This is a genomic window from Corynebacterium ureicelerivorans (assembly GCF_000747315.1).
In the GTDB taxonomy this organism is placed as follows: domain Bacteria; phylum Actinomycetota; class Actinomycetes; order Mycobacteriales; family Mycobacteriaceae; genus Corynebacterium; species Corynebacterium mucifaciens.
The window spans coordinates 957,269-976,867 of record NZ_CP009215.1 but is presented as its reverse complement, the minus strand read 5'-3'; the positions used below and the strand labels follow the sequence as shown (position 1 = coordinate 976,867).

Sequence of the window (19,599 nt, the reverse complement as noted above, 5' to 3'; positions counted from 1 at the left end):
TCTATTTGGCCGCCTGGGCCGCCATGTCGGTCCGAAGGCGGTCAAGTTTGCCGCGCGTCGAACCGTCGATGACCTCATCGCCCACACGGACGACCATTCCGCCGAGGAGGCTGGGGTCAACCTCAGAGTGGATGGCCATCTCGCGACCGTAAATCTGCTCTAGCTTGCGGGCCAGTGCGTCGCGCTGGGTCTCGCTGAGTGCCTCAGCGGACTTCACGCGCGCGACAGCCTTTCCGCGCAGCTCCGCAACGCCCGCGGCCAACTCGGCCAGGTCGTCGACGGGGTTGTGCACGGGGCGGCCGATGACCTGCAGCGCTAGCGCCTCGGTGAACATCGTCACCTTGCCGTAAATCACGCTAGCCAACAGTCCGCGCTTCTGTGCCGGGGTTGCAGTGCGGTCGGAAAGAAGCTGGGTCAGCTCCTTCTCTCCCTCAAGCAGGACGGAGAGCTCGTACAGCTCGTTTTCCACCTGCTCAAGCTGGCCCTGCTCCTTGGCGCCCAGCTCCAGCGCACGCCGGCCGAGGTTGACCAACCCTGCGCGGAATTCGCGCGGGGTCGACCACTCCTGCTGCGCTGCCGCAGTGAGAATGTCCAAGGTGGGCTGTGCAACCTTGTTGCCGAACACGTCGCGGGCGATGCCCTCCCGCTGGGAGGCTTCGAGCGACGTGTCTGCAACGGCAACACGCAGCGCGCGCTCGGCGTCGAGCTGATCCACGATGAGGAACAGTTCGGTGCCGATTTGCGCAGCCACGGCGACGGTATTGCCGGCGTTCCGGATCAGCTCATCCAGCGTGTCCGTAACGTGCGACTGTGCTTCGCGACTAGCTGCCTTCATTTCGCCTACTTCCTCGTCGACACGTGGTCGAGCTCGCTTAGGAACTCGTCGATCGTGTTCGAGCGGCGGGTCGAATCCGACAGCTCGGTGCCCAGCAGACGCTCAGCGAGCGAGATGGAGTTCTGGCCCATCTCGTTGCGCAGCTCAGCGACAACCTGCTCGCGGGAGGCCTGCAGCTGCTTCTCACCGGACTCGATGATGCGGCGGGCCTCGTCCTCGGCGCGGGCACGAGACTCAGCCTCGATCTCCTTACCGCGGGCGCGGGCGGCTTCACGGATTTCGGCGGCCTCGTGGCGTGCCTCCGCAAGCTCGGCGTTGTTTTTCTCCAGGGCAGCCTTAGCTTCCTTTTGGGCGACCTCAGCACGCTCGATGCCACCCTTGATTCGGTCTTCGCGTTCCGCCAGCACTTCCTGGAACTTCGGAATGACGTACTTCGCAAAAAGTAGGCCGACGATGATGAAAACGACAAGAGACCAAACCACGTCGTACGCGGCCGGCAGAAGAATGGAGGGTTCACCCTCCCCCGGCAGCGTCTCGTGGCCCTCAGCGGCCACGAGGAATGCAGTGACGTTAGTCATTGGTTGCTCCTGATCTAAAAAATGTACGGGGTTACTCGCGGACGCTTTTTAGAACAGGAAGCCGGCAACGAGGCCGATGAGGGCGAGCGCCTCAACGAAGGCGATACCCAGGAACATGGTGGTGCGCAGCTGGCCGGCCATCTCGGGCTGACGAGCCATGCCCTCGACGGTCTTGCCGACGAGCATGCCGATACCGATACCCGGGCCGATGGTTGCGAGGCCGTAGCCGATGGTGCCGAGACCCTCGTAGCGGTTCACGGTCTCCGCTGCCTGAGCAAGAATGATGTCGTTCATGTGAAAGTCGTTCCCTTTCTAGGCGCTCTCCCGCGGGATGCGGGTGAGCAAGTGACAGATAGTGGGGTTATTCAGTTGGCCGTGTGGTCGCGCTTTGTTAGTGCGCATCCGCGTGCAGCGACAGCTCGATGTAGACCGCAGTCAGCAGAGCGAAGATGTACGCCTGCAGGAAGATGATGATCAACTCGTATGCGGTGAACAGCAGTGCTGCGATGAGGGTCAGGCCACTCACTGCCGTCCATGCGTTCAGCTGCCAGAAGAAGAAGTTCGTGGCGGAGTACAGCAGGACGAGAATGATGTGGCCGGCCAGGAAGTTCGCCATAAGACGAAGTGCCAGGGTGACCGGACGCAGAATGAACGTCGAGAAGAACTCGATCGGCACCACCAGGAGGTGGAGAAACCACGGAAGGCCGGGGATTACGGTCGAGTGCTTGAAATATGCGATGCCGTAGCGCTTGATGCCGGCGTAGATCATCGCAATGTAGGCCGCAACCGCCATCACGATCGGCATGCCGATGCGTGCGTTAGGCGAGATGTTCAGGCCCGGGATGATCGTTGCCACGTTCATGAACAGCGTGGTGAAGAAGATGGTGCACAGCAGCGGCAGGAACCGCTTGCCGTCCTTCTTCCCCAACGTGTCCTCCGCGATTTGCACGCGGACGAAGTCGACACCGATTTCGGCGACATTCTGCAGGCCCTTAGGAACCAGCTTGGGGTTCCGGAAGGCAATAACAAAGAGGAGCACCAGGATCGCCGCCATAAACAGGCGGACGAGCATGATGCGGTCGAGTGCGAACCACCCATTAGCGAAGTCCTCGCCAATGAGCTGGCCGTACGTCTGCCCCGGGAAAAATTCTGGACCGAGTGAAGGTGCGTGGAATTCGCCCTTCATGGCCAAAGTTGTAACGCTCAGCGTTCTCTCCCGTTCTCGGGCCGCGCACCGTCAGTGCCGGCGCGCGGTGCGATGGACGTCTTCAACAACAACTGCCTCCGCGGCGGACTCCGTCGCACATCTGCTTCCGCGGGGACAGGGGATGTCGTCCCTGTGCCGGTTTCCCCTGCGTAACAGGGTTAAGATCGGCTCAGAACAAACCCAGCGGTTATCCTAACAGGCGTTCCGAGAAAAGTGGGTTTCACCTGGGCAGTCGTCCCCCCGACTCGCCACCCCAGCCCCCAGGAAACCGCAACGTCCCAGTTCGCGCCTCATTTTCGTCGCTTGTTAGGTCTGTCACAGGCTACGTGGATGGCTCATCCAGGTACGTCGTCCGCGTCGTAATAACACCCCAGGTTTCTGCCGCCAGGGCGACCACCAGCGCGGCGATGGTAGTCACGCCGAATGCGGCGTGGTCGTAGAAGTCGTAGCCGCGGATCCACAGCAGGAAAATCACTAACACCCCCATCTTCAGCAGCCACCCGCCCAGCACAACCGCCATGGTCGAGTTCGGTGACGAATCCGAGGTGGCGAGCACGGTCACGGCGGTGAGCAACACGAAGCTGCCGCCCACAGCTACCCCCATGAGCACCGCCCAAATCCCCGGCAGGTCGCGGGCGGCACCCCATGCCATCAGCGAGACGATTGTCAGCGCCACCAGCGCCCACACAGCGACCTGCAATGCGCGCACGAGGGGGCGCTTGTGATCGGACATGGCGGAAGCATCGTTGATTTCTAGCGGTTTCACGGAGGCACATCCTAGCTATTGCTTATCGACGGCACACCTGACGGCCCAATCTTGCCCCTGGCAAGCGGCACGAGAGTGAGCACAAAGGCCACCCCGAGTGCGACCCCGCTCAGTGCCAGCGCCGCCGGGGTGGGAACAAGTGAGAAACTCACCGCCCCAAAGGCCACCGCGGCCACCCACATGTAGAGCACGAGGACCGTCCGCCGGTGTGTATGGCCGAGCCGCAAAAGGCGGTGGTGGATATGGCCGGCATCCGCCACGAACGGGCTCTGCCCCTTCGCCGTGCGTCTCACCACGGCCCACACCAGATCCAGCACGGGCAGCGCGATTGCTGCGAGCACAACGGCAATCGGGCTGACTAGCGCCACCAAGTCGGCCGTGCCGTAGAGCGACATGTTGATCTTGCCCGAAGCGGAGATAGACGCGGCGGCAAGGAGCAACCCGATGAGCATTGCGCCGGAGTCCCCCATAAAGATCCGCGCTGGCTCGAAGTTGTGGGGTAAGAAGCCCGCGCAAATCCCCACGAGGATGGCGCAGATAATCGCGGGCGGGTACGCGGAGACGGCCCCGCCCTGGTCGTGGAGTACGGCGAGCGAGTACAACAAAATCGCCGAGCCCGCGATCATGCCCAGGCCCGCGGCAAGCCCGTCGATACCATCCACGAAATTCACCGCGTTGATGAGAAGGACCGTGAACAAGGCGCTGAGCACCATGCCCTGCGCCTGATCCAATATCAGCGTCGTGCCCTCCCCGAACGGCACGTAGAACACGGTGAAGACGATGCCCAGCGTGGTCATCACAATCGCCGCGACAAACTGCCCGATGAGCTTCGTCAGCGCCCGTAGCTCATAGAGGTCGTCCAGGACACCCACGAGCACGATGGACAAGCCCCCTACCAAGACCGCCGTCATCTCCGGGGTCACCGGCGCGAACCCGCGGGTAAGCGCAGGCAGCTGCTGCGCCAGCGCAAACGCGGCGAGAAACCCGGTGAGCATTGCTAGCCCGCCTAAGGAAGGGGTCGGCTGCGTGTGCACGTCTCTGGTGCGGATTTCCGCAACTCTCCCCGTTCGCACGAGAACCGAGCGCACGGGGCCAGTAGCAAGGTACGTCACTGCGGCGGCGACAAGCAGAATCAACCCCAACTCCCGCAGCGGAACACCAGAGGCGTTCATGGCGTTTACTTCCTCCGAAGGCTCTCCGGGTCAAGTCCAAGGACTTCACCAATGCGCTCCGCGGAGATCGCCCCCTCGCGCAGAATCACCGGAGCCGGGCCCGACAGGTCGACAATTGTGGATGGCTTCCCCACTTCTGCCTCGCCACCGTCGAGGTACAGCCCCACAGCGTCGCCGAACTGCTGGCGCGCTTGCGCCGCGGTCGTCGCCGGCGGGTTGCCCGAAATGTTCGCAGAAGAAACAGCCATCGGGCCGGTCTCTTGCAACAGTTCCAGCGCGAGCGGCTGGTTCGGCATACGCAGCAGTACTGTGCCGCGCGTGTCGCCCAGGTTCCACGGCAAACTCGGTGCCTCCGGCACCACGATGGACAGCCCGCCCGGCCAAAACGCCTCCACGAGGGTCTTCGCCGTCTCCGTGAACTCGCGCACCAGCCCCTGGATGGTCACCCACGAGCCCACCAGCACCGGCACCGGCATATCCGGGCCGCGGTGCTTGGTGGCCAAGAGGGTGGCCACGGCGTCGTTGTTGAACGCGTCGCAGCCAATGCCGTAGACCGTGTCTGTGGGCAGCACGACGCAGCGGCCGGCCCGCACCGCATCGGCGGCGGCGCGAATCCCCTCCTCGCGTCGTTGCGGGTCGAGGCAGTCGTACGTTTCCCTCATAATCGCTCCTTGCGGATTGCAGGCAGTTACCGGGCTAGCTTACGCGCCGTGACAAAACGGGCCCGCCCAGCCAAATCCTTAACCACGCGGATGTCGCCGAACCCACCCGCGGCGACAACGTCCTGCACCTGCACTGATGTCGTATCGTCGTGCTCGATGCCGAGTGCTCCCCCGTCGCGCAGCAATCGCTGAGCCACGGGCACGAGCCCGCGTATCGCCGCCATCCCGTCGGTGCCCGAAAAGACTGCCTCGTGCGGGTCCGCGTACACCTCCACTTGGAGCTCCGGGGACTCCGGCACGTACGGCGGGTTGCTCACGACAAGATCCACCGACCCAGCAAGCTCCGCCACCAGGTGGGGGTCGGTCATGTCGCCTGCGACTATTCGCACCTGCGGCGCGTGCTCCTCCACGTTGCGCCGCAAGTATTCACGGGCTTCGTGCGAGCGCTCGACGGCGTACACGGTGGCCGCCGGCACGGCGCGAGCAACGGCGATCGCCAGGGCTCCAGACCCAGAGCCGAGGTCGACGACGGTTGGGGCCGAAGGTGCGTCGTCAAGCATCTGCACGGCCCACTGCGCCAGCACTTCCGTTTCTGGCCTGGGAATGAACACGCCCGGCCCGACGGCGAGCTCGACGCCGTAGAACGGCGCGCTGCCGGTGATGTGCTGCAGCGGCTCACGCGCGGCCCTGCGGGCAACGAGCTGGGCGTAGTCGCACTCGAACCCCGCCGGCGGCTCAGCGAACATCAGCTCCACCGGACGCAGCCCCAACAGGTGAGCCGCCAAGAGCCGCGCATCCACGTCCGGAGACGAGACGCCCGCCTCACGGAGCGTGGACGTGGCGTTTGAGATTGCTTCCCGCAGGCTACTCGGCTTCAAGGCGTTCTTGACGCTCGTGCGTCTGCAGGGCGGTGATCAGGTCATCCATGTTGCCGTCGAGCACCGAGTCCAGGTTGTTGGACTTGTAATTGATGCGGTGGTCCGAGATCCGGTTCTCCGGCCAGTTGTAGGTGCGGATGCGCTCGGAACGGTCCATGGTCCGCACCTGCGATGCGCGGCCTTCCGCCTCCTCGGCCTCGGCCTTTTCGCGCTCGAGCTGGTCCAGGCGGGCCTGGAGCACCTGCATTGCGCGGGCGCGGTTTTGGATCTGGGATCGCTCGTTCTGGCAGGTCACCACGATGCCGGTGGGCAGGTGCGTGATGCGCACGGCCGAGTCGGTCGTGTTCACGCCCTGGCCGCCCTTGCCCGAGGAACGGTAGACGTCGACGCGGAGGTCCTTCTCGTCAATGTTGACGCTTTCGATCTCGTCCGCCTCCGGGAAGACGTACACGCCAGCCGCGGAGGTCTGGATGCGGCCCTGCGACTCGGTCACGGGTACACGCTGCACGCGGTGCACGCCGCCCTCGAACTTCAGCTTGGACCACGCGCCGTCGCGCGACGGGTTCTTGGCTTTCACCGCCACCGTCATATCCTTCACGCCGCCGAGGTCGGACTCAGCAACGTCCAGGACTTCCCAGCTCAACGCGTGCTTCTCGCAGTACTTCTGGTACATGCGGGCGAGGTCGCCGGCGAACAGCGCGGCCTCCTCACCGCCCGCGCCCGCCTTGAGCTCCATAATCACGTCGTCGCCGTCGTGCTCGTCGCGCGGGGCGAGCAGGTCCGCGAGCTCTTCCTCCAGGCGCACGATTTCGCCTTCGAGACGCTTGGCTTCCTCGGCGAACTCTTTGTCCTCGCCGGCCATTTCGGCGGCAGCCTCGTGGTCCTCCTGCGCCTGGGTCAAGTCGTTGTAGACGTTGATGATCGGCTGCAGCTCCGCGTAGCGCTTGGACAGCTTCCGGAACCGGTCTTGATCGCCGGCGACTTCGGGGTCGCCCATCTGCGCCTGAATGCCCTGGTACTCGGACACGTAGTCGTCGACAAGCGATACCTGCGATTTCTCTGCCATTAGGAGTACTCCTCGTCATTCTCGGTCTGCGCCATCGGCGCGGAGTTGGCCACACCCATGAGGAACTCGCCGTTAGTCTTTGTCTTCTTCAGCTGCTTGATCAGCATGTCGATGGACTGCTGCGGGTCAAGCGCGGAAAGGATCCGGCGCAGCTTGTGCATCACGCGCGCCTCATCCGGACTCATCAACAGCTCATCCTTGCGGGTACCGGACGGGTTGACGTCCACAGCTGGGAACACGCGGCGCTCCGCAATCTTGCGGTCGAGCTTGAGTTCGGCGTTGCCGGTGCCCTTGAACTCCTCGAAGATGACGGTGTCGCCGGCGGAGCCCGTCTCGACCATCGCGGTGGCGATGATGGTCAGCGAGCCGCCCTCCTCAATGTTGCGGGCGGCGCCCAGGAACCGCTTCGGCGGGTAGAGCGCGTTGGAGTCCACACCGCCGGAGAGAATGCGGCCGGAAGCCGGGGACGAGTTGTTGTACGCGCGGCCCAGGCGGGTGATGGAATCCAGCAGGACCACGACATCCTGGCCCATCTCCACTAGTCGCTTCGCGCGTTCGATGGCCAGCTCCGCCACTGCGGTGTGCTCGCTCGGCGGGCGGTCGAAGGTGGAGGCGATGACCTCGCCGTTGACGCTTCGCTGCATGTCCGTGACTTCCTCGGGGCGCTCGTCGACGAGGACGACCATGAGGTAGCACTCAGGGTTGTTGGTGGCAATCGCGTTGGCGATGTTCTGCAGAATCGTCGTCTTACCGGCCTTCGGCGGGGAGACGATCAGCGCGCGTTGGCCCTTACCAATCGGCATGACCAAGTCGATCACGCGTGTGGTCAGGATCTTCGGCTCGGTTTCCAGACGCAGGCGGCGGTTGGGGTACAGCGGGGTGAGCTTGTGGAACTCCTTGCGGCTCTTCGCCGCCTCGAGCGTTTGACCGTTGATGGAATCCACGCGCACAACCTGGTTGTAGCTGCGGCGGTTGCGGCCGTTGCCCTGCTGGTGCGATTGGCCGTTGGCGCGAACCTGTCCCATCACAGCATCGCCGGAGCGCAGGCCTGACTGGCGCACTAGCTTCTGCGGCACGTAGACGTCGGCGTTGGACTGGCGGTAACCGGTCGTGCGGATGAACGCCGAGCCGTTGTCCTGCACATCGGCAATGCCGGCGACCTCTTGCAGGTCTTCCGGTTCGAAGTGCTGGTCGTTGTTGTTGCCGTTGCCGCCGTTACCACCGTTGCCCTGGTGGTTGTCGCGGTTGCGGTTCCGGTTGCGGCGCCCGCGTCGGCCACGGCGGCCCCCGCCCTGGCCGTCATCGTCGTGGTGCTGGTTGCGGTCCTGATTGCGGTCTTGGTTGCGCTGCCCGCCCCGGTTCCGGCCGCCGCGGCTGTCGTCGTTGTGGTTGTCGTTGTGGTTGTCGTTGTTGCGGCTGTCGTCGTTGTGGCTATCCGCGTCGCGGTTGTCTCCGGCGCGCCTCTCGTCGTTGCGCTCGTTCGAACGCTGCTCACCGCCGTCGTACTCGGAGTCCTGCTGAGTGCGCGCACGGTTGCGTCGCGCCCGGCGCGCAGCGGAACGGGAACCGCCGCGCGAATCCTCATCGTCGTTGCCGCGCTCCGCGTGTTCGGGCTGCGCGCCCCCCTTGCCGCCGGCTTCGCCCGGCGCTGGTGCGTCGGCCGCCGGCTCCGCCTTCGCAGCGTCTGCCGGCTTGCCAGCTTCGGGCTGAGCTTGAGCCGCGGCATCAGCTGCAGCCTTCTTGGGCACCTGCCCTGTGGTGATGGCGTGGATGAGATCTCCCTTGCGCAGGCCGGAGATGCCCTTCAGCCCCTGTTCAGCGGCGATCTTCCGCAGCTCTGGGAGCTTCATTTTGGCTAGGTCTGCCGTGGTGCCGGTATCGGTCACGTGTGTCCTTTCGTCGCTAGACCAGCGCCACGTCGCGTACATCTGCGAGGTGTGTGCATACGCCGGTAGCGGTCATGTGCGGTCTGTCGGGGTGGGCTGCCTGGCCCGGCCGGATCTCGCGGGCCCGGGGAAACGATCCTCCCGGATGCGCCGCCAACACCGTCAACCGGACTGCCCGGGGCGGTGCAATTCGCACGATCCACGCGAAAGTGTAGCGCATCGCGCCCCCAGCGCTCATCGGGGCCGCGCTAATATAGCCTGCATGCTTTCAACGATGCAGGAGGTACCGTTTTCCGTCGCCAGGATCCTGGAGTTCGGCACCACCGCTCACGCCAATACGACGTGCACGACGTGGCGCGCATCCGGCGCGGAAGAAACGACGTTCGGGGAAATCGGGGCGCGCGCCACCGCCTTCGCCAACGCCCTGCACGACGACCTCGGCATCGACGGCGACCAGCGCGTTTCCACGCTGCTCTACAACTGCGCGGAGCACATCGAGGTCATGTTTGCCGTGGCTGCGAAAGGCGCGGTGTTCAATCCGCTCAACGTCCAGCTCATGGCGGACCAGATCGCATACGTGGTCAATCACGCCGAATCCGAAGTGATCGTGGCCGACCCGCGCCTCGCCGAAAAGCTGGGTGCAATTCTGCAGCTTTGCCCCAACGTCCGCGCAGTGGCGTTTACGGGCATCGCCCCGCTTGACGACGCAGCTTCGCACCTGCCCCCGTCAGTGGAGGTGTACAGCTACGAACAGCTGCTCGACGGCCGTCCGACGACCTATCCGTGGCCCGAACTGCCGGAGAACACCGCGGCCGCGCTGGTGTACTCGACGGCCACCACTGGCGCACCCAAGGGCGTCGCATACTCACACCGGTCCCTGTGGTTAGAGGCGACAGGGCTGCGCGCGACGGACTCGCTGGCCGTTGCGCACGGCGAGACTTTCCTGTGCTGCATCCCCATCTACCACGTGCTCAGCTGGGGCGTGCCCCTCGCCGCATTCCTCGCGGGCACGCCGCTGGTGCTGCCGGACTCGGACATGTCGGCGCCGACGCTAGCCAAGCTCATCGCCAGCACCCACCCCCGCGTCGCCCACGGTGTGCCCACCCTGTGGATCCAGCTCATGGTCCACTACCTGCACAACCCGCCGGAGCGCATGAGCCTGCAGGAGATCTTTGTCGGCGGGTCCCCAGCCCCGCCCGCGCTGATCAAGGTCTGGGAGGAGCGCTACGGCGTCGACGTCGTGCATGTGTGGGGGATGACGGAGACCTCGACGGTCGGCACCGTGGCCCGGCCCCCGTCTGGCGCGTCCGGTGAGGCGCGCTGGGCGTACCGCATCTCGCAGGGGCGGTTCGCACCCACGTTGCAGTACCGCGTGGTCAACGACGGCCGCGTCATGGCCTCCAACGACCGCGCCCAGGGCGAAATCCAGGTGCGAGGCAACATGGTCGCGGCTAGCTACTACCACTCCCCGACCCAAGAGCCCGGAGAGATCGCTTCCACCTTCCGCGGCGAGAACGTGGACGACGTGGACAACCACTTCACCGCCGACGGCTGGTTGCGCACCGGCGATGTCGGCACCGTGACCAACGCCGGCTTCCTCACGCTCTACGACCGCGCCCGCGACGTCATCCGCTCCGGCGGCGAGTGGATTTATTCCGCCCAGGTGGAAAACCACATCATGGAGTCCGAGGACGTCATCGAATGCGCCGTCATCGGCATCCCGGATAAGAAGTGGGGCGAGCGCCCCTTGGCGGTGACCAAGCTCAACGCCGGTGTGGAGCCGACGAAGGACACCGCGGCGCGCCTGCGCGCGGGGCTCGCCGACGTGCTGCCCAAATGGATGGCTCCGGAGTACTGGACGTTCGTGGACAGTATCGACAAGACCTCTGTGGGCAAGTTTGATAAGAAAGACCTGCGCAAGCACCTGCAGCGCGAAGAATTTGACATTCTCGCCCTGCCTGGTCCGGGCGGCAGGCCAAAACCCGCCTCGTAAACCGCCGGTGGCAGGTACGCTCGGGAAGTATGACAGCAAAGCCAAGTATTTTCTCCAGCCCATCCCGCTACGTGCAGGGCAAGAACGCGATGCACGAGCTGGGGACGTACCTGAAGCAGCTGGGCAAGAACCCCCTGCTGCTCTCCGATGACACAGTGTGGGGTCTCGTCGAAGACCAGCTCACCGACGGATTCCAGAAGGAAGGCCTGCCGGTCAACCGCGTCGAGTTCTCCGGGTTCGCCACCGCGAAGCGCGTCGACGACACCGTTCAGCTGATCAAGGACAACGGCTACGACGTAGTGGTTGGCCTCGGTGGCGGCTCCGCCATCGACTCCGCGAAGGCGGCTGGTTTCCAGGCGGACATCCCGTGGGTCTCCGTACCCACCGCTGCCTCCTCCGATGCGCCGACGTCCACCCTCTCCGTCATTTACACCGAAGACGGCGCGTTTGAAGAGTACCGTTTCTTCCCGCGCAACCCCGACCTCGTCCTCATCGATACCCAGCTCGTGGCCGGCGCCCCCGAGAAGTTCCTCGTCGCCGGTATCGGCGACGCCTTGGCCACCTGGGTCGAGGCACGTGCCACAGCGAAGGGCAACGGCACGACCATGAACGGCGGTCACCCCACGCGCGCTGGCGCCGCACTCGCAGAGCTGTGCTGGGACATCCTCTGGAACGATGCTTTCGCGGCGCTCGACGCAGTGCGCGCAGGCGTCGTCACTCCAGCACTCGACGCGGTCGTTGAGGCGAACACGCTGCTGTCCGGTTTGGGCTTCGAGTCCGGCGGCCTGGCAGCTGCCCACGCCATCCACGACGGCTTGTCCGCCGCCGAGCAGACCCACGGGCTTTCCCACGGCGAGAAGGTCAACATCGGTACCATCGCCCAGCTCATCATGGAGGGCGCTGACACTGAAGAGCTCGAGGACTTCATCGAGTTCAGCACCCGCGTTGGCCTGCCGACCACACTCACCGAGGTCGGCCTGTCCCCCGAGGACACCGACGTGCTTGAGGCAGTCGCAAAGGCCGCTACCAGCGAGGACGAGACCATTCACAACATGCCGTTCCCGGTCACCCCGGAGCAGGTTGTCGAGGCGCTCATCACCTTGGAGTACACCTCCCGTCGCGTCCGCGAGGAGCGTGGCCTGCCGGAGCCGAAGCTGTACGTGAACAAGCACTAGCCGCAGCCAACGCCGAAGGCCGCACGATTTCGCATCGTGCGGCCTTTTTCGTTCGCGTTTAGACGTTTAGTTCTGCAGCAATTCCGCGGTCGCAGGGCCCGCGACGTCGAGTTCGATCACACGCAGCCCGGCGGAGCGTGCTTCGTCGAGAAGCGACGGCTCAACGGCGGTCGTAGTGAGGACGAGCGCTGTCGGGCCCGCACCGGAAAGGTACGCCGCGTGCCCGCGGTTGCGCAGGCGGTTGACCCACTCGGCGGTGATCGGGAGCACGTCAGCGCGGTACGGCTGGTGCAGGCGGTCTCGGGTGCCCTCGAAGAGCAGCTCGGGGTGGTGCTGGATCGCCGTCGTCATCACCGCAGTGCGCGAGACGTTGAAGCGCGCGTCCGTGTGTGTGACGTGGCTCGGAAGCACCTTGCGCACCGCATTCGTGGAGGCATGAAAGTTCGGCACCAACGCGACTGCCTTGATGGACTCGTCTACCGGGATCCGCACCGCGCGGTACGACGGTTTGGATTGCCCGTCGACGGGAATATCGGTCCACGACACCACAGCGCCGCCGAGAGCGGAAGCGCCCGCGTTGTCCGGGTGGCCTTCGAACTCGGAGGAGAGCTGCACTATTGCATCGTGGTCGAGCGGCGAGCCAGCGAGCACATTGGCGGCAACGACGCCTGCCACTGCCGCGGCGGCGGACGAGCCCAGACCGCGCGATTGCGGAATGGAGTTGTGGCAAACCACCCGCAGACCGGGTGCAGACACATCCGCGGCCGCGAGACCGGACTGGATGGCCCTGACCACGAGGTGGGAGCCATCGCGTGGCAGGTCGTCGGCACCTTCGCCGAAGATCTCCACCTCTAGGCCCGATTCTGTGACCTCCACCTCGACGGTGTCGTAGATGCTCAGCGCGATTCCGAGTGTGTCAAAGCCCGGGCCGAGGTTCGCGGACGAGCCGGGGACGGTGACCTTCGCCTTGAGGCCAGGTTGCAGATCGATCGCCATGGTGCAGCCCCCTTAAGCATCCAAGCGGATGACGGAGTTGACCGCCAGCACGTCGTCATGGCCGGTAAGCTGCTCGACGATCTCGCGCAGGTCCTTTTCCCGCGCTGCGTGGGTGACCACGATCAGGTGGGCGTCGTCGCCGGACTCTTCCTGGCGCACCGCAGACAAGGAAATGCCCGCCTTGGCGAAACGGTTTGTCAGATCCGCCAGAACACCAACGCGGTCGTTGACCGACATGTTGATGTGGTAGCGCGTTGTCACCTCGTCGAATGCGACGACCAGGTAGTCGGCGTATGGGTTTTCCGCCGGCGCGCGGCCGCCGTGAACCTTGTTGCGGGCTGCGCCCACGAGGTCGCCGAGCACGGCGGAGGCGGTCGGGGCGCCGCCCGCGCCGTTGCCGTAGAACATCAACCGGCCCGCCGCCTCGGCCTCGACGAAAATAGCGTTGTAGGACTTGTCCACGGTGGCAAGCGGGTGCTCGTTGGGGACGAGAGTCGGGTGCACGCGCGCGTTGACACCGGTGGTGTTGCCGTTTTCGTCCACAAGCCGCTCGCAGATGGCCAGGAGCTTGATGGTCTGATTCGACTGCTCCGCCGCCGCGATGTCGTCGGCGGTGACCTGCGTGATGCCCTCGCAGTAGACATCGTCGAACGTAACGCGGGTGTGGAAGCCCATGGAGGCGAGAATGGCCGCCTTCGAGGCCGCGTCGTGGCCCTCCACGTCCGCGGTCGGGTCAGCTTCCGCGTATCCGAGCCGGGTCGCCTCGGCCAGCGCCTCCTCGTAACTTGCGCCGGTTGAGGCCATCGCATCGAGGATGAAGTTCGTGGTGCCGTTGACAATGCCGGAGATACGCTGCACCTGGTCGCCCGCAAGGGAGCGGCGCAGCATGCCCACGACCGGGATCGCGGCGGCAACCGCGGCCTCGTAGTACAGGTCCACGCCGGCGGCGTTAGCGGCGTCTGCAAGCTCCGCGCTGTGCGCGGCAACGAGCGCCTTGTTGGCGGTCACCACGGATTTGCCGGCGTTGAGCGCCTCGAGCACGAGCTCGCGCGGGTATTCGATGCCACCAATCAGCTCCACAACGACGTCCACGTCGTCGCGGGTGACCAACTCTCGCGCGTTGTCGGTCAGGTACAGGCCCTGGACCTCAGGGGCATCCTTGTGCTTGTCGACGTCCGATACCGCGACCCCCCGCACCTCGATCGGGCCGCCGATACGCTGCTCCAAGCTCGGCCCAAATTCGGAAATGAGGCGCAGCACCTCGGTGCCGACGGTGCCTTTACCCAGCACCGCAATGCCCACGGGGGTACCGATTCCTTTACCCGGGTAATTGCCGTTGTACCCCTCGGCGGTGGCGGAAGTCATGATGCGTGTTGCTCCTTCGTCAGGCGGTGTGGGGACCAGCGGTGAACCGCTTTGTCTACTATCGCGCAGCTCACACGCCATGGTCAATTAATATTCGCGGGCGAGAAGGTCCTCGACGGTTTCGCGGCGGACCATCGGCGTGACCTCTCCGCCCCGGACCGACACCACGGCGGGCCGGCCGAAGGCGTTGTAGTTCGACGCCATGGAATAGCAGTACGCGCCGGTTGCGGCCAAGGCGATGAGGTCCCCAGGCGCGACGTCGTCAGGCCACGTCGCGTCATCGACGAGGATGTCGCCGGACTCGCAGTGAGAGCCTACGAGACGGGTGTCGGTAGGCACGCCGTCGGTGAACCGGTTAACCACGCGAGCGTCGTACAGCGCACCGTAGAGCGACGGGCGGATGTTGTCGCTCATGCCTCCATCGACCGCGATGTAGCGGCGGGAGGTAGTAAACGAGGTGTCCACGTCCTTGATCACCCCAGCGGTGTACACGGTGACGGCCGAGGGGCCAGCGATGGCACGGCCGGGCTCCACAACCACCGTCGGCGCGGCGATGCCGAGGTCGTCCGCGACCTCCTGGACGGCCGCGAGCAGGTCGGCTGCCACCGCAGCCACGTCCAGGGGCTTCTCCCCCGGCATGTACGCGATGCCGTAGCCCCCGCCCAGGTCGAGGTAGCCCAACGCCACGCCCTGGGTCCTCCAGATCTCTGCGTACAGCTCGAGGACGCGCTCGGCCGCGAGCTTGAACCCTTCCGCGTCGAAAACCTGCGAGCCGACATGGCAGTGCAATCCGGTCAACTCCAGCGAGTCCGACTTGATGGCGTCGACGGCGGCCGTCAGCGCGTCGCCGGTGGCCAGGGAAATACCGAACTTCTGATCCTCGTGGCTGGTGGCGATAAATTCGTGCGTGTGCGCGTCCACACCCGGCTTTACGCGCACGAACACGTCCTGCTTCACGCCTGCCTCGCGGGCCACGGCCTCCAGCTGTGCCAGTTCCTGCTGCGAGTCAATCACCACGTGGCCGACTTTGGACTCCACGCACAGGCGCAAAAACGCGTCGGACTTATTGTTGCCGTGCACGGTGATGCGCTCCGGAGGGAAATCGGCGGCCAAGGCGATGCGCAGCTCATTTTCGCTGGCCACGTCGAGGGCCAGCCCTTCTTCATCAACCCAGCGCGCGACGTGGCGGGTCAAAAACGCCTTGGATGCGTAGTGGACGTTCTCCGGGGCCAGGAACGCGGTTGCCATGTCGCGGCAGCGCGAGCGGAAGTCGTCTTCGTCGACGACCACCACCGGGGTGCCGTAGTCCGCAGCGATCTCCGGCAGCGGCACACCCGCGATGGTGACTACCCCGTCTTCCTCGCGTTTTGCACAGCGGGGCCACACGTGGGCAGGTAGGTCGTTGAAGTCGCCGCTGTCCTGTTCGTATGGCGTGGAGATAAAGACAGTCATTACATCCGCTCCGGTGCGTTCACGCCGATCAAGCCCAGCGCGTTGGCAACGACCTGGCGCGACGCCATGGCGAGCGCGAGGCGCGCCGCGTGGATCGGCTCCGCGTCCTCGCCGGCCTTGGGCAGAATCTGGCAGGCGTCGTAGAACTTGTGGAAGGCGCTTGCCAGCTCCTCGGTGTAGCGGGCGATGCGGTGCGGCTCGCGCAGTTCCGCGGCGGCTTTGACCACGGCGGGGAACTCGCCCAGGGTGCGGATGAGATCGCCCTCCTTGTCGTGGCTGAGCAGGGAGAGATCAGGCTCGGCGTAGGAGACGCCTGCATCGATCGCCTTGCGCTCGATGGAGCACAGGCGGGCGTGCGCGTACTGGACGTAGTAGACGGGGTTGTCGGAGGACTGCTTCGTCCACAGATCCAGGTCGATGTCCAGGGTGGAATCCACAGAAGAGCGCACCAGCGAATAGCGGGCGCCGTCCACGCCAATCGCGTCCACCAGGTCCTCGAGCGTGATCACCGTGCCTGCGCGCTTGGACATCTTCACCGCCTGGCCGTCGCGCACCAGGTTCACCATCTGCCCGATGAGCACCTCAACCGCGTCCGCGTTGTACCCCAGTGCCTGAGCGGCGGCCTTGAGTCGCGCGATGTATCCGTGGTGGTCAGCCCCCAGCATGTAGATGGCAAGGGTGTGGCCGCGGTCGAACTTGTCGGCTACGTACGCAATGTCGCCCGCGATGTAAGCGGCATCGCCGTCGGATTTGAGCACGACGCGGTCTTTATCGTCGCCGAAGTCCGTCGAGCGCAGCCACCACGCACCGTCCGCCTCGTACAGGTTGCCGTTGTCCTTCAACGTCGCGATCGCTTTGTCCACCGCGCCGGATTCGAACAGCGAGTTCTCGTGGAAGTAGACGTCAAAATCCACCCCGAAGTCGTGCAGAGATGCCTTGATCTGGGCGAACATCATTTCCACACCCACCGCACGGAAGGTCTCCTGCACCTCCGCCTCGCTGCCCTCGAGCGCGTGGGGGTGCTTTTCCACCACGGCCTGAGCGATGTCCCGGATGTAGTCGCCGCCGTAGCCGTCCTCAGGCGTCGGCTCTCCCTTCGCCGCGGCGACCAGGGAGCGGGAGAAGCGGTCGATCTGCCCGCCGTGGTCGTTGAAGTAGTACTCGCGCGTCACGTGCGCGCCGGAGGCCTCCAGCACGCGGCCGAGGGAATCGCCCACAGCGGCCCAGCGGGTGCCGCCGAGGTGGATCGGGCCTGTGGGGTTGGCGGAGACGAACTCCAGGTTCACCTTCTCGCCGGCGAAAAGGTCGGAGTGGCCGAACTGGTCGCCCTCCGCGAGCACCTTCGCCACCAGCTGCCCCTGGGCACCTGCTGCAAGGCGGAGGTTGAGAAAGCCGGGCCCGGCGATCTCGGCGGAATCAATCGCGGGATCCTCCGACAGGTCGTCTGCAAGCCAGCCCGCAAGCTCGCGCGGGTTCGTTCCCGCCTTTTTCGCAACCTGCAGCGCAATGTTGGTGGCGTAATCACCGTGCTCGGGGTTTCGCGGGCGTTCCACAGTCACTGTGTCGGGAACGACGGATGCGTCGAGATCGTGGGCTGCGAGTACGCGCGTGGCGGCCTCTTTCACGGTTGTTGCGAGTTCAGCTGGCGTCATGGGGCACAAGTTTAAAGCACCCTCCGACACCGCACGCAGCGTGCCCACAGCCACCCAGGTGCCATAGGTCACACCATTGCCCTACCCCTGTATTCGTCACTTTCGGCCGACAGGTGGCATATTGTTTCAGTCATTGCACTTCTCAGACTCGAAAGAGCGTTTTCCATGGACCAATTCCAAGTGGTCACCGATGCCATCGGTGACAGCGTGGGCCTCTCGGCACTGGTGTCTACCCTGCCGCTTCTGACCTTCTTCATCATGCTGTTGGGACTGAAAGCCCGCGCGCACACCTCGGGTGCCGTAGCACTTGTCGTTGCGCTGCTGGTGGCCATCCTGGGCTTCAACATGCCCACCGGAATGGCAATCTCCGCGGCCTTCCGTGGCGGCCTGTTCGGCCTGTTCCCCATCGTCTTTGTCATCCTGACGGCGATCTGGTTCTACCAAATCACCGTCGCGTCGGGCCGCTTCGAAGACCTGCGCCTCGTCTTTGACAAGATGGGCAACGGCGACGTGCGCATCCAGGCCATGCTCATCGCGTTCTGCTTCGGTGGCCTGCTTGAGGCGCTCGCCGGCTTCGGTGCGCCGGTGGCCATCACCGCGACCATGATTCTGGCGCTGGGCATCCCGCCGCTGAAGGCCGCAACTGTCGTGCTCATCGCGAACACCGCCCCCGTGGCGTTCGGCGCCGTGGCGATCCCCATCACCACCGCCGGTGACGTGGGCGGCCGCACCCTTGAGCAAACCGAGAACATCGCCGCGATCGTGGGCCACCAGACCCCGATCCTCGCGTTCTTCGTCCCCTTCATCATCGCGCTGCTTATCGACGGCTGGCGCGGCGTCCGCGAGACCGCACCAGCAGCCGCCGTTATCGGTGGCACTTTCGCAGTTACCCAGTGGTGGACGTCCAACCACTTCGCATACCAGCTCACCGACGTCATCGCCTGCATCGTGGCACTCGGCGCCGCCTTCCTGCTTCTGCGATTCTGGCAGCCGCGCGGCATCGACGCTTTGCGCGACCGCCTCGGCCTGCACCACATCGAAGGTACCGACGGCGACGAGGTGGAATTGCCCGCCAACCGCGTGTTCATGGCACTGCTGCCCTACGCCGTCGTGGTGATTGTCTTCGGCCTGGCTAACCTCGGCACCGCGATCCCGACCTGGCTGAAGCAGTTCAAGATCTCCTTCCCATGGCCGGGTCTGGACGGCAAGCTACTTGACGCGGCCGGGGACCCTGTGAACAGCGACTACTCCTTCGCCTACATCAACAACCCCGGCAGCTTGATGGTCATCTCTGCGATCATCGTGACCATCCTTTACATGGTCTTCAACGAGAATGGCCGGTACAAGCTCACCTGGGGCCAGGTGGGCCAGGAGTTTGTAGAGACCGCGTGGAAGATGCGTTGGTCCGCACTGACGATCGTGTTGGTTCTCGCTCTGGCGTACGTGATGAACTACTCCGGCCAGACCGTCACCATCGGCGAGTTCTTCGCCAACCTCGGCCCGGCGTTCGCCTTCTTCTCCCCAGTGCTCGGCTGGGTGGGCGTGGCCGTGACTGGCTCCGACACGTCCGCCAACGCCCTGTTTGCCAACCTGCAGGTCACCGCCGCGCAGAACTTGGGCCTGAACCCGGACCTGTTGCTTGCCGCAAACACCACCGGCGGCGTCGTGGGCAAGATGATTTCGCCGCAGTCGCTCGCCATCGCGGCCACCGCAGTGAACATGGAGGGCAAGGAGTCCGAGATCTTCAAGAAGGTCGTCGGGTGGAGCTTCGGATTCCTTATCGCGGTATGCGTGATAGTGTTCCTTCAGTCGAACGTCCTCAGCGCGCTTGCGCCGGTCGTTCCGTAACCGACAACTGAATATCGGAGCCCTCGAGGTCGTCACAGCCTACGGGGGCTTTCACTTTCCCTGTGATC

At 64.8% G+C, this 19,599-nt stretch carries 17 protein-coding genes; 3 read left to right on the top strand and 14 right to left on the bottom strand.

Translation table 11 applies throughout. From position 1 onward, the window contains the following. Position 1: 1 nt before the first annotated feature. The 10 genes from CUREI_RS04935 to rho all read right to left on the bottom strand — a co-directional run bounded on the left by CUREI_RS04935 (position 2) and on the right by rho (position 9,050). Positions 2 to 835, bottom strand: coding sequence for a F0F1 ATP synthase subunit delta (locus tag CUREI_RS04935; RefSeq protein WP_038611097.1), 834 nt, complete (start codon positions 833 to 835; stop codon positions 2 to 4). Positions 836 to 840: 5 nt separating this feature from the next. Further along, entirely contained in the window at positions 841 to 1,413 is a 573-nt protein-coding gene (locus tag CUREI_RS04930) for a F0F1 ATP synthase subunit B (protein WP_038611094.1), read from the bottom strand. A gap of 48 nt (positions 1,414 to 1,461) precedes the next feature. After that, positions 1,462 to 1,707, bottom strand: a complete 246-nt coding sequence (locus tag CUREI_RS04925) for an ATP synthase F0 subunit C (RefSeq protein ID WP_034999811.1) — start codon at positions 1,705 to 1,707, stop codon at positions 1,462 to 1,464. 97 nt (positions 1,708 to 1,804) lie between these two features. Next, entirely contained in the window at positions 1,805 to 2,599 is a 795-nt protein-coding gene (gene atpB, locus CUREI_RS04920; protein ID WP_038611089.1) for a F0F1 ATP synthase subunit A, read from the bottom strand. A 343-nt stretch (positions 2,600 to 2,942) separates the two neighbouring features. Further along, complete coding sequence (locus tag CUREI_RS04915; protein ID WP_051952394.1) at positions 2,943 to 3,353, bottom strand: hypothetical protein; 411 nt, start codon at positions 3,351 to 3,353, stop codon at positions 2,943 to 2,945. Positions 3,354 to 3,397: 44 nt separating this feature from the next. Beyond that, on the bottom strand, positions 3,398 to 4,558 hold the full coding sequence (locus CUREI_RS04910) for an MraY family glycosyltransferase (protein WP_038611084.1): 1,161 nt from the start codon (positions 4,556 to 4,558) through the stop codon (positions 3,398 to 3,400). 5 nt (positions 4,559 to 4,563) lie between these two features. Then, positions 4,564 to 5,220, bottom strand: a complete 657-nt coding sequence (locus CUREI_RS04905) for an L-threonylcarbamoyladenylate synthase (protein WP_038611081.1) — start codon at positions 5,218 to 5,220, stop codon at positions 4,564 to 4,566. Between the two features lie 26 nt (positions 5,221 to 5,246). After that, the gene (gene prmC, locus CUREI_RS04900) at positions 5,247 to 6,098 is read right to left on the bottom strand and encodes a peptide chain release factor N(5)-glutamine methyltransferase (RefSeq protein WP_038611078.1); all 852 of its coding nucleotides are present in this window, start codon (positions 6,096 to 6,098) and stop codon (positions 5,247 to 5,249) included. Beyond that, positions 6,085 to 7,164 carry a peptide chain release factor 1 gene (gene prfA, locus CUREI_RS04895; protein ID WP_038611075.1) on the bottom strand — a complete coding sequence of 360 codons (1,080 nt, stop codon included), beginning with the start codon at positions 7,162 to 7,164 and terminating at the stop codon, positions 6,085 to 6,087. The genes prmC and prfA overlap by 14 nt, the downstream gene beginning before the upstream one ends. Next, positions 7,164 to 9,050 carry a transcription termination factor Rho gene (gene rho / locus CUREI_RS04890; RefSeq protein WP_038611072.1) on the bottom strand — a complete coding sequence of 629 codons (1,887 nt, stop codon included), beginning with the start codon at positions 9,048 to 9,050 and terminating at the stop codon, positions 7,164 to 7,166. The genes prfA and rho overlap by 1 nt, the downstream gene beginning before the upstream one ends. A 262-nt stretch (positions 9,051 to 9,312) precedes the next feature. Here rho and CUREI_RS04885 point away from each other — a divergent pair, with 262 nt between their 5' ends. Both CUREI_RS04885 and CUREI_RS04880 read left to right on the top strand, forming a co-directional pair. Continuing rightward, positions 9,313 to 11,043 (top strand): long-chain fatty-acid--CoA ligase, encoded by a 1,731-nt coding sequence (locus tag CUREI_RS04885; protein ID WP_038611069.1) that lies wholly within the window; start codon positions 9,313 to 9,315, stop codon positions 11,041 to 11,043. A gap of 29 nt (positions 11,044 to 11,072) precedes the next feature. Then, complete coding sequence (locus CUREI_RS04880; RefSeq protein WP_038611066.1) at positions 11,073 to 12,218, top strand: glycerol dehydrogenase; 1,146 nt, start codon at positions 11,073 to 11,075, stop codon at positions 12,216 to 12,218. Positions 12,219 to 12,284: 66 nt separating this feature from the next. On the opposite strand, the gene thrB is transcribed toward CUREI_RS04880, so the two are convergent. The 4 genes from thrB to argS form a co-directional block, all read right to left on the bottom strand. Beyond that, complete coding sequence (gene thrB / locus CUREI_RS04875) at positions 12,285 to 13,214, bottom strand: homoserine kinase (protein WP_038611063.1); 930 nt, start codon at positions 13,212 to 13,214, stop codon at positions 12,285 to 12,287. Between the two features lie 12 nt (positions 13,215 to 13,226). Beyond that, positions 13,227 to 14,579 (bottom strand): homoserine dehydrogenase, encoded by a 1,353-nt coding sequence (locus CUREI_RS04870; protein WP_038611059.1) that lies wholly within the window; start codon positions 14,577 to 14,579, stop codon positions 13,227 to 13,229. An 87-nt stretch (positions 14,580 to 14,666) separates the two neighbouring features. Next, positions 14,667 to 16,031, bottom strand: a complete 1,365-nt coding sequence (gene lysA, locus CUREI_RS04865; RefSeq protein WP_038611057.1) for a diaminopimelate decarboxylase — start codon at positions 16,029 to 16,031, stop codon at positions 14,667 to 14,669. Continuing rightward, positions 16,031 to 17,683 carry an arginine--tRNA ligase gene (argS, locus tag CUREI_RS04860; RefSeq protein ID WP_038614012.1) on the bottom strand — a complete coding sequence of 551 codons (1,653 nt, stop codon included), beginning with the start codon at positions 17,681 to 17,683 and terminating at the stop codon, positions 16,031 to 16,033. Before argS ends, lysA begins: the two co-directional genes overlap by 1 nt. A 165-nt stretch (positions 17,684 to 17,848) precedes the next feature. Between argS and CUREI_RS04855 the strand changes: the two genes are divergently transcribed. Further along, a complete protein-coding gene (locus CUREI_RS04855) occupies positions 17,849 to 19,531 on the top strand; it encodes an L-lactate permease (RefSeq protein ID WP_038611055.1) in 1,683 nt (560 codons plus the stop codon). Positions 19,532 to 19,599 lie beyond the last annotated feature (68 nt).